The organism is Streptomyces colwelliae (assembly GCF_048158785.1).
Taxonomy (GTDB): domain Bacteria; phylum Actinomycetota; class Actinomycetes; order Streptomycetales; family Streptomycetaceae; genus Streptomyces.
The window spans coordinates 1-10381 of the sequence record NZ_JBLTJC010000356.1; the positions used below are offsets into that span (position 1 = coordinate 1).

General features: G+C 69.9%; 7 protein-coding genes and 2 pseudogenes. 2 read left to right on the forward strand and 7 right to left on the reverse strand.

Features of this window, described 5'->3' with window-relative positions; translation table 11 throughout:
- Window positions 1-64: 64 nt before the first annotated feature.
- The 5 genes from ACNFOC_RS43375 to ACNFOC_RS43395 all read right to left on the reverse strand — a co-directional run bounded on the left by ACNFOC_RS43375 (window position 65) and on the right by ACNFOC_RS43395 (window position 5882).
- Window positions 65-1354, reverse strand: a complete 1290-nt coding sequence (locus tag ACNFOC_RS43375) for an LLM class flavin-dependent oxidoreductase (RefSeq protein WP_416964509.1) — start codon at window positions 1352-1354, stop codon at window positions 65-67.
- Window positions 1355-1732: 378 nt separating this feature from the next.
- On the reverse strand, window positions 1733-2488 hold the full coding sequence (locus tag ACNFOC_RS43380; protein WP_416964510.1) for an ABC transporter ATP-binding protein: 756 nt from the start codon (window positions 2486-2488) through the stop codon (window positions 1733-1735).
- On the reverse strand, window positions 2464-3354 hold the full coding sequence (locus ACNFOC_RS43385) for an ABC transporter permease (RefSeq protein ID WP_416964511.1): 891 nt from the start codon (window positions 3352-3354) through the stop codon (window positions 2464-2466). Before ACNFOC_RS43385 ends, ACNFOC_RS43380 begins: the two co-directional genes overlap by 25 nt.
- Window positions 3355-3359: 5 nt before the next feature.
- On the reverse strand, window positions 3360-4430 hold the full coding sequence (locus tag ACNFOC_RS43390; RefSeq protein ID WP_416964512.1) for an ABC transporter substrate-binding protein: 1071 nt from the start codon (window positions 4428-4430) through the stop codon (window positions 3360-3362).
- 252 nt (window positions 4431-4682) lie between these two features.
- Window positions 4683-5882 (reverse strand): ROK family protein, encoded by a 1200-nt coding sequence (locus tag ACNFOC_RS43395; protein WP_416964513.1) that lies wholly within the window; start codon window positions 5880-5882, stop codon window positions 4683-4685.
- A 440-nt stretch (window positions 5883-6322) separates the two neighbouring features.
- Here ACNFOC_RS43395 and ACNFOC_RS43400 point away from each other — a divergent pair, with 440 nt between their 5' ends.
- Window positions 6323-6904, forward strand: a complete 582-nt coding sequence (locus ACNFOC_RS43400; protein WP_416964514.1) for a biotin transporter BioY — start codon at window positions 6323-6325, stop codon at window positions 6902-6904.
- Here ACNFOC_RS43400 and ACNFOC_RS43405 read toward each other — a convergent pair.
- Together ACNFOC_RS43405 and ACNFOC_RS43410 are read right to left on the reverse strand one after the other, a co-directional pair.
- Window positions 6888-8244 (reverse strand): annotated as a pseudogene (locus ACNFOC_RS43405) (FAD-binding oxidoreductase). The gene ACNFOC_RS43400 and the pseudogene ACNFOC_RS43405 overlap by 17 nt on opposite strands.
- Window positions 8245-8373: 129 nt before the next feature.
- Complete coding sequence (locus ACNFOC_RS43410) at window positions 8374-9114, reverse strand: LPXTG cell wall anchor domain-containing protein (RefSeq protein ID WP_416964515.1); 741 nt, start codon at window positions 9112-9114, stop codon at window positions 8374-8376.
- A gap of 230 nt (window positions 9115-9344) precedes the next feature.
- Here ACNFOC_RS43410 and ACNFOC_RS43415 point away from each other — a divergent pair.
- Window positions 9345-10010, forward strand: a pseudogene (locus ACNFOC_RS43415) (serine/threonine-protein kinase); the annotation flags it as partial.
- Window positions 10011-10381 lie beyond the last annotated feature (371 nt).

Genomic DNA, 10381 nt, shown 5'->3' on the forward strand with positions numbered 1-10381 from the left:
CGCCCCAGACTCCGGATCGCACCCACCCCGCCGTGATGCAGCGGATAGTCGCCGAACTTCACGATCAGGCCCGGCACTTCGCGGTCGGCCTCGAAAGGCACGCCGCTGGTGCGCTTGGCCACGGGTCGGAGTGGCCCAAGTGGGAGGCGTCGAGGCCGGACGGCAGGCCGGCGGGCATGATGTTGAAGCCGTCGGCGGCGCCCTGCGTGAACCAGGACTCGATCGCGTCGGCGACCTGCTCCGGCGTACCGGCGAAGGTGAGATGCCCGCGACCGCCACCGAGCCGGCCGATCAACTGCCGTACGGTGAGCCGGTCCCGACGGGCCAGTTCGACGACGAGTGTGTAGCGGCTCTTCGCGCCCTCGATGGAGTCCTCGGGCGGGAGATCGGCGGGGAGCGGGGCGTCCAACTCCAGCGTGCCCGCCGGTAGTTGAAGCAGCCGCTCCAGACGGTCCACGCCGTGCGTGTACACGATGTGGTCCTCCAGCAGCCGCTCGTTCGCGCGCGCCTCGGCCTCCGTCGAGCCGAGCACCGGGACGATGCCGGGCAGCACCTTGATGTGCTCGGGGTCCCGACCGGCCGCCGCCGTACGGGACTTGAGGTCCTTGTAGAAGGCCTGCGCGTCGGCGAGGGTCTGCTGCGCGGTGAACACCGCCTCCGCGTACCGCGCCGCGAACGCCTTGCCGTCCTCGCTCGAACCCGCCTGCACGAGGAGGGGGTAACCCTGCGGTGAGCGGGGGACGTTGAGGGCTCCCGCGACGCTGAAGTACGTCCCCTGATGCTGCGGAGGGTGGATCTTCGCGTCGTCGCCCCACACCCCGGCCGCCTTGTCGGCGACGATCGCGTCGTCCTCCCAGCTGTCCCAGAGCTTCAGCGCCACATCGAGGAACTCGGCGGCACGCGCGTACCGTTCCGCGTGCGCGGGTTCATGCTCCAGACCGAAGTTGCGGGCGGCCTCCGCACCGGCGGTGGTGACGATGTTCCAACCCGCCCTGCCGCCACTGATGATGTCGAGCGAGGCGAACTTGCGGGCCAGGTTGTAGGGGGAGTTGTAGGACGTGGACGCGGTGGCGATCAGGCCTATGTGCTCGGTGGCCGTCGCCAGCGCGGTGAGGAGAGTGAGCGGTTCCAGCGCGCCGGCCGGGCGTTGGGCGAGGTTGCTCCACAACTGCGGTCCGTCGGCCAGGAAGAGCGAGTCGAAGGTGCCGCGCTCCGCGATCCGGGCGAGGTGCGTGTAGTGGTCCAGCTCGACGTGGGCGTACGGATTGCTCTCCGGGAGGCGCCAAGAAGCCTCGTGGTGACCGGTGTTCATGAGGAAGGCGTTGAGGTGGAGTTGGCGGGGGCGGTGGGTCATGGTTGTCCTTTGCTGCGGACAGATACAGGGGATTTTGAGTGCCGGGGGCGCGCTTCAGCCCGTCCGGCGGCTTCTCGACGCGGGTCGCGCAGATCAGTTCGTGGGGCGGCTTCTCGACGCGGGCCGCGCAGATCAGTCCGTGGGGCGGCTTCTCGATGTGGGCCGCGCAATTCAGCCCGTGGAGCGGCTTCTCGACGTGGGCCGCGCGGATCAGTCCTTTGGGCGACCTCTCAGCGCAGGCCGCATAAATCAGCTCGCCGGGCGACTCCTCAACGCAGGCCGGCAATATTCAGCCCGTCCGGCGTTTGAGGACGAGGCCCCTTCAGGGCCGATGGGGGTCTGGGGGCGCAGCCCCCGGCAACGGCGCGCAACACACGCTCAATCGACGTCCTCCGTCACACCCAACGCCGCCAACAACCGCTCCCGGTACTCACCCAGCACCGGCTCCCGATACGACCGCGGGTGAGGCCGATCGATGACCAAGTCGAGCCCAATGCGCCCCTGGTCCAGCACAAGCACCCGATCCGCAAGCACGATCGCCTCATCCACGTCATGGGTGACCAGCAGCACCGAGGGCCGATGCCGCTCCCACAACTCGCGGAGCAACACATGCATCCGGATGCGGGTCAACGCATCCAGCGCCCCGAACGGCTCGTCCGCCAGCAGGAGTTCAGGCTCACGGACGAGCGACCGGGCAAGAGCGGCCCGCTGCGCCTCGCCGCCGGACAGCTCGTTGGGCCACGCCCGCTCACGCCCGGCGAGCCCCACTTCGGCAAGGGCCTCGCGGCCCTTCGCGGCGGCTTCCTTGCCCTCCGTCCCCAGCAGCACGTTGTCGAGAACCCGCCGCCAGGGCAGCAACCGGGAGTCCTGAAAGACCACCGACACCCGCTCAGGGGCGGTGAGTCGGCCACTCCCGACGACCTCGTGGTCGAGCCCCGCGATGGCCCGCAGCAACGTGCTCTTGCCGGAACCGCTGTGCCCCAGCAGGGCGGTGAACTGCCCCGCGGGCAGATCCAGATCGACGTGATCGAGAACCGTACGCCCGTCGAACGACCGCGTAAGCCCTCGGAGTTGGACCGCGGGAACCGCAGCGACGGTGGGCGCGGTGGTCAGTTGCTGAGTGTGCGGCGCCATGACAGCACCCTCCGTTCGACGAGACGGACCGCGCTGTCGGAGACCAGTCCGAACACGCCGTAGATCAGCAGGCCGACGAGGATGACGTCCGACTGGCCGTAGTTCTGGGCCTGGAACATCATGTAACCGAGGCCGCTGGTGGCGTTGATCTGCTCCAGGACCACCAGGCTCAGCCAGGAGCCGGTCACCCCGAGACGCAGCCCCACGAAGAAGCCGGGCAGCGCGCCGGGAATGACGATCTGGCGCACGAACTGGAGCCTCGACAGACCCTGGACCTCGGCGAGTTCGACGTAACGGTGGTCGATGCCGGACAGCGCGGCGTGCAGGTTCAGGTAGATCGGGATGTAGACGACGATCGCGATGATGGCGACCTTGAAGGTCTCGCCGATGCCCAGCCAGAGGATGAACAGCGGGATGAGACCGAGGGTGGGGATGGCTCGGTTGAGCTGCACGGTCCCGTCGATCAGCGCCTCGCCGATCCGGCTCAGCCCGGCGGCCAGCGCGAGGACGACACCGGCGGTGAGGCCGAGCGCGAAGCCGTAGGCGGCGCGTTCCAGCGAGGTCAGCATGTCCGTGGGCAGCGTGCCGGACGTCCACAGCCGGCCGGCGGTCCGCAACACCGTCCAGGGCGCCGGGATCGCGGCCGGGTCCAACTGCCCGGCGGCGGAGGCGACGGCCCAGAGAACGAAGAAGAGGGCGGGCCCGATGACCCGGGAGGCGGGCAGCCGTTTTCCGGGGGCGAGCCCGCGGCGCCGCCTGCGCGGTGCTCCGGCGGCGGCCTCAACAGCGGTCACCGGAACGGAGGTTGAGGTGGTGGACCCGGTCGTGCCGGTCGTGCCGGTCGTCTCGGACGTGGAGGTCGTCATGGCCGTCACTTCCGGTACTCCGCCGCCACGGCCTTCGCCGCGATCCCCTCGAAGCGCCGGTCGAAGAGCGAGTCCACCGTGAACTCCTTCACGAAACCGCCCTCCGCCAGCAGATCGGCGGTCTCCTGCTCCCACTTCACGGCCTCGTCCCAACTCGGCGGGAACAACGGCTTGTTGGCGAGGGCGGTCACCGCCTCGGCCTGCGCGAGAGTCAGGTTCTGCGTCTTCACGTAGAACTCCTCGTTCCAGGTGTCCGGGTTCTCGTACTGCCAGACCTGACCCCGCGCCCACTGCGGGATGTACGCGGCGATTGCGGCCGCCTTCGCCGAGTCGGCCAGCACGGCGGCCGGCGCCCACAACAGATTGAGCAGGTCTACGACATCGGTCGTGATCGCGCGGGCGCCCTTCGCCTCGTACTGCTTGAGGTACGCCGGTGCCTGGCTGTTGGCGAGCGGGGCGATGTCCACCTGGCCCGACTGGAGGGCCGTGAAGAACTGGTTGCTGGTCAGCGGGACCAGCTTCACCTCGTCGTACTTCAGCCCGGCATCCTTCAACGCCCGTAGCAGGACGACACCTTGGGCCTGGCCCTGCGAGAACGCCAGCTTCTTGCCCTTGAAGTCCGCGACGGCGCGGATGTCGCTGCCGGGCTTGGTGGCGAAGAGGTAGTTGGGCTTGCGGGTGATGTTGATCGCGACGATCTTCGCGTCGAAGCCCTGGTAGTGCGCCTGGATCGGCGGGATGCCCGCGTTGTTGGCGAGGTCCAGGGACTTGGCGCGGAACGCGTTGATGACATCGGGTCCGGCGCCGATGTTCAACCAACTCGACACGGTGAACGGCAACTTGGGCAGCTTCGCCAACTTGAACTGCAACTGCTGGGTGTTCAGATACGAGGAGATCTTCAGACTCGTACCGGACGGGACCTTCTCGGCGAGCGGGGCGGACAGACCGGCCCCCGACTTGGTGGCCGCGGCACTGCTCGTGGCACAGCCACTGAGGCCGGCGACGCCCGCGGCGGCACCGAGTACGGAGGTGAGGAAGAGCCGCCGGTCGAGGCCGGGCGCACGGGAATGAGGCATGGGAGGACTCCCTGATCAAAAGTCGCGGGAACGCGGGAATACGCGCGGAATTCACGGCAGAGGAAAGCCGGAGAAAGAAATGCAGGCAGGATGAGACCGGCGCCGGGGCGCGTCAACGGGTCAGCAACAAGAAGTGCGACAACTCATCTGCGGGCTCATGACCAGGATGTTCCCGGTCATGCGCGCCCCCTGTCAACATTCCGAGTTTCTGAATTAAATACGCCCCGGTGAAACGCTCGGTCACGTGCTCGGTCACACGCTCAAGGGATCCCGGTACAGCACATCGAGCATCACCGAACCGCCCGCCACCGCCAGCACGGAATCCGGAAAACTCGTCGGTACGACAGCCGACGCCCGCGCGTCCCCGACCTCCTCGCGCAGCGCGCGCAGGCAGTCCTCCCGCCGTAGGACCCCCAGTTCGGTGACGACCACCGTCTCCGGGTTGAGGATGTCGAGCAGCAGCCCGACCGCCCGCCCCGCCATCCGCGCCCGCCGCGTCAACAGCCGTACGGCGACGGGGTCTCCGCGCTCGGCCGCGGTCACGACATGGGTCGGGTTCACCCCGTCGACGATCCCCGCCTCCCGGGCCCGCCGGCACAACGTCCGTTCGCTCAGCTCCACTTGGAGGCAGCCGACGCGTCCGCAGTCGCACGGTTCCGTGCCGCCGCGCAACGGCAGATGGGCGATCGCGCCGGCCTGCGAGCGGGGACCGTGGTGCACCTCGTCGTTGGTGGCGAAGGCCGCGTCGACCACGTTGCCGACGAAGAGATGCAGCACGCTACGGCTGCCGCGGGCCCGCCCGAAGAGCCGCTCGCCGTTCACCAACGCCCTTGCGTGGCCGTCCACATGGACCGGCAGTCCGGTGCGGGCGCCGAGCAGTTCGCGTACCGGCACGTCCCGCCAGCCCAGCAGCGGATGTTCGACGATGGTCCCGGAGTCCCGGTCGACCCAGCCGCCGGCGGCGACCCCGACCCCCAGCGGGGTGGTCCCGGCCGCCTCCGTCAGCAGCGCGTCAAGACCCTCGGCGGCCCGCGCCAGCACCAGGGACGGGTTGGTGCTGTCGTGCCCGATCCGCCGCTCGACCACCACCCGGCCGCGCAGATCGAGCAGGGCCACCGTTGTATAGGGGACCGCCACATGGACTCCGCCCACAACGAACCGTGACGCGTCCAGGTCGACGGGCACATGGGGCCGGCCCACGCCCTTCGAGCGTTGGGGTGTGGCGGACTCCCGTATGAGCCCGAGTTCGGTGAAGCGGGCGCAGTAGTCGGTGACCGACGCCGGGGACAGCCCGGTCAGCCGGGAGATGGTGCTGCGGGCCACCGGGCCGTGCTCCAGCACCGAGCGCAGGACGACGCTCGCGTTGGTGCGCCGCCGGTCGCTGTCGGCGGCGCGCGGTACGGGGGAGTTGGGGGAGTGGGAGGCGAGAAGGGGTGCCGCGGTACGGGGCATGGGGAACTTCCTCGGGAACGGGTCCGACAGTGCGCCGTCTCGGATACGAGGCGCACCGGATCCGCTCCGCCCGCCTCAGGGGCGGTAACAGGTCGCCGCGGCCTGGCGTCGCAGGTCGACATAGCGACGCGACGCGAAGTTCCGGGCCTGGGCAACCATGCGGTCGAAGCTAGCAAAGCGGTCCACGGCTGCCCAGACGGTGACCGGTGTGCGAGACGGCACGGATGCCGATGTGTGAGACGGCAACGGTGCCGGTGTGCGAGACGGCACGAGGTCCGCGTGACCGGCATCACGCCCGGGCGCGTGTAGCGGGCATCCTTTGTCCGGAGCCCACCAAGTCCCCGCCGAACCCTTTGTCGAACGCTGACGGTGATCGGCCCGAGGGCCCTGGGGTAGCGTCACAAGGTCCCCCTGTACCCCCGTCAACCTGCGGAGTCCCCTTGAGTACCGCCGTCGCCACCGCCCGCCCGGGCCAGGTCCTCGCCGACCTGCTGCCCGCCTCCCGCGTCCGGGACATCGCCCTCGTGCTCGGCGGCGCCGCGCTCACCGGCCTCGCCGCCCAGCTCGCCGTGCCCGTGCCGGGCTCCTCGGTCCCGGTCACCGGCCAGACCTTCGCCGCGCTGCTCGTCGGCACGTCCCTCGGCGCCCGCCGCGGCTTTCTCTCGCTCGCCCTGTACGCGCTGCTCGGCCTCGCCGGTGTGCCGTGGTTCGCCGGCGGCACCCACGGGGGCGGCGCCTCCTTCGGCTACATCGTCGGCATGCTGCTCGCCTCCGCCGCCGTGGGCGCCCTGGCCCGCCGCGGCGCCGACCGCTCGGTCCTCCGCATGGCCGGCACGATGCTGCTGGGCGAGGCGATCATCTACGCGATCGGCGTCCCGTACCTGGCGCTCAGCCTCGACCTCTCGACGAGCGCCGCGCTCGCCGCCGGCCTCACCCCGTTCCTCATCGGCGACGCCCTGAAGGCCGCCCTGGCGATGGGCGCGACGCCCACGGCCTGGAAGTTCGTCAACAAGCAGAGCTGACAAGGCTGTTGCCGCGGAAGAGGTTCGCCGGGTCGTAGGACGACTTGAGTCCGGCGAGCCTCTTCCGCGTTTCCACGTCGTACAGCCCCTCGGTCCGATCACCGGCCCCGAACGCGAAGTTGAGCGCCCGCCCGAGCGTCGTCGGCGCGAGCAGCGCGAAGGAGGGATCGAGCTGCGCACGGGCGGCTTCCCGCTCCCCGACCGCCAACATCCGTACCAGGAACCGCCCTTCGCGATACGGCACCGAGTTCGGCGCGGGCCTCGCCAGTGCCCCGCCGAGATGATTGACCTGTACGACACACATGCCGGGCACGTCCGGCCCGGCGAGCGACAGCACCTCGCCCACCCGCGCCACATCCAGCTCGCTCAGCACAGCGCTGTCCCCGTAGTACGCGTGCGGGGCGGGCGGGTCACTGTGGATCGTGTGGCTCTCGGTGTACGGCATCTCGCGCAACGAGTCCGCGAGCACCGGCCCGAACTCCCGTAGCGGGGCGACGAGTTGGTCACCCTCCTGGCGGGTGCCCGTGTAGCCGACGCGCACGGAGAGCACGTACCGCCCGCGCAGGTGCGGCGGCAGCGCCGGGATGTCCGGGTACGGTACGGCGGCGAAGGACGAGGTCAGCTCGTCCGGTACGGTCCGCGTCCACTCCTCGTACGCCCGCAGCAGGGCCGTGGGATCGACCTCCCGCCCGTCGAAGGCGAGCGAACCGCCGTAGAGCGTCCGCACGGGGACGAGACCGATCTCCAACTCCGTGACGACTCCGAAGGCGTGACCGGCGTCGAGCAGCGCCCAGTACAGGTCGGGCTCCGACTCCCGTGTCACCCGGCGGAGTTGCCCGTCGGCGGTGACGACGTCGAGCGAGCGCACGTGATCGGCCGCGTACCCGAACTCCCTTGCCAGGATGCCCAGTCCACCGCTCAGCGTGTACGACACGGCACCCACGCTCGGCGCGGACCCTCCCCCACTGCCCTAAAGGCGTGGGGGGACCCCCAAGCGGCGCCAGCCCGTACGGCTCCGCCGCCGCCACGACCTGCCCCCACCGCACGCCCGCCTGGACACGGACGGTACGCGCCTCGGGATCGACCCGTACCCCGTCCATCCGCCTCGTCGTGATCAGCACCCCGCCCTCGGAGGCACCCGGCAGCCCGTGCCCGGTGGCCTGGACGCCGACCGGCAGGTTCTCCGCGGCCGCGTACCGTACGGCGGCGATCACGTCGTCGGCCGAGGCCGCGCCGAAGATCACGGCGGGGCGCTGGGCGAACCCGGTCTGGAATCCGGCGAGTTCGTCCTCGTAGCCGGGGTCGGTGGGGTGGAGGGTGAGCGGCGGTGTGTGGTTCATGTGGGCATGCTGGCCGGAAAACCTGACATGTGCCGTCAGGCTTTCGCAGGGAAGCGAGGGGGAGGGCCGGGTGCTCCCGCGACCCGGCCCTCCCCTGCCGGAGCCCTGAGGGCGTCCGGCTGCGGCGGCTCAGCTTTCCAACGACCGCTGCCCCGGCCGCCGTTGTGACCAGTACAGCCCCGCCGCGCCCGCCGCGATCAGCGCCGCACCGGCCGCGCCCAGGGGGAGCACGTCTTCGCCGGCCCCCGTCTTGGGCAGTGTGTCGCCGCCCGGCGCCACCGGCTTGTTGTCGGTGCCGAGTAGCAACGGGGTGGCCGGGGCGTTCGGCGACGGGTTCGTCGTACCGAACGGGACCGGGCCCTGCTGCCAGAACGTCTTCTTGCCGTCGGCGGACATCACCGGCAGACAGATCTTCCCGGCCTTGCTCAGGTCGTACGTCGCGTCGACGGCGTACGACTTCGACTTGCCCGCGGCGAGAGCGCCGACGGAGCACTTGAATCCACTGTTCGAACCGGGCGGCAGATCCTTTTCCCCGATCGCCGAACAGCCCTGCACATTCGTGACCTTGAGGCCGTCGAAACCGACGACCAGGAGATTGAGATCACCGCTCGCCTTGGTCCCCTCATTCTTCACCGTGGCGGTGATCGCCGTCTTTTTCGAACCGTTGTCGACCGAGATCTTCTCCGGCAGGAGCGTGGTCAGTTCCACACCCGCCGGAGCCGCGTCCATCGCCTTTCCGCCTTTGCTGCTCCCCGGTCCCTGGTCATCCGCCGAGGCGGTGAAGGAAAGGATCATCACCGCCGAGAAAGATGCCGTGAGCAGCGAACCTGTGACGGCCGTGGCGATGGCCGTCGCACGACGAGAACTCATGTTCGTCCCCCTTGTGTTCCCCTGTGTCCCCCTGCGACTGTGCCTGAATTCGCAGTACTTGAAGAGGTACCACAAGATTTCTCCGCACTATGCTGGTACGGCATGAAGTGTGACCATTGTGGGGGTGCAGCGGATTGCCGGGGAATACGGGGAACGTGAGGAGTGGTGGCACTCCGGGGCTATTGGTCACCGGGCGCTATCGGTTGGTCGAGAGTATCGGCCAGGGGGGAATGGGGCGGGTGTGGCGAGCCGCCGACGAAATGCTCGACCGGCAGGTCGCGGTCAAGGAAATGCGCATCGACGGCCTCGACGCGGAGGACACCCGCACCCGCCGTGAGCGCACCCTGCGCGAGGCCAGGGCGACGGCCCGCATCGACCACCCCAACGTCGTGCGGGTCTACGACGTCGTGGACGAGGGTGAACGCCTGTGGATCGTCATGGAGTTGGTCGCCGGCCGCTCCCTGGAACGCGTACTGGTGGACGACGGCGCGCTCGGCCCGCGCGAGGTGGCCCGCATCGGACTCGGCCTGGTGGCCGCCCTGCGCCAGGTGCACGCGGTAGGCGTCCTGCACCGCGACATCAAACCCGGCAACGTACTCGTCGAGAACCGCGGCCAACGCGTCGTGCTCACCGACTTCGGCATCGCCGCGATCCAGGACGCCACGGCGCTCACCGTGGTCGGCATGCTCGTCGGCTCACCCGACTACATGGCACCCGAGCGGATCTCCGGCCGCCCCCAGGGACCGCCCTCGGACATCTGGTCCCTCGGCGCGACGCTCTGCGCCGCACTCGGCGGCCGGTCACCGTTCTCCCGGGACACAACACTGGCGACCCTGCACGCCGTTCTGTACGAGGAGCCCGAACTCCCGTCGGCTGCCGGTCCGTTGCACGACATCCTCGCCGCGCTGCTGCGCAAGGAGCCCGCGGCCCGGCCGGGGTTGGAGGAGACGGAGCGGGCTCTGGTGCCGGTGGCGTTTCCGCCGGCGGGGCAGGAGGGGTCCGAGGTAGAGGAGGGGGCCGAGGTACAGGAGGGGGCCGAGGTACAGGAGGGCGAGGAACTCGCCGCGCCGGAAGCGGAGTTGAGGGAGGAGTCGCCGCCCGAGGTCTATCGGGAGTCGCCGACCCCGACGTTCCTGGCGCCGTCGCTCGTCCGCGCGGCACGCGACCCGGCCGATGGGCGACTGGTCGACGTGCACGACCTTGTCGACGAGGTCGTCGCCGTCCACGCGCGTGTGCCGTCCCGGCACGTTCCTGGCGCCGTTCAACT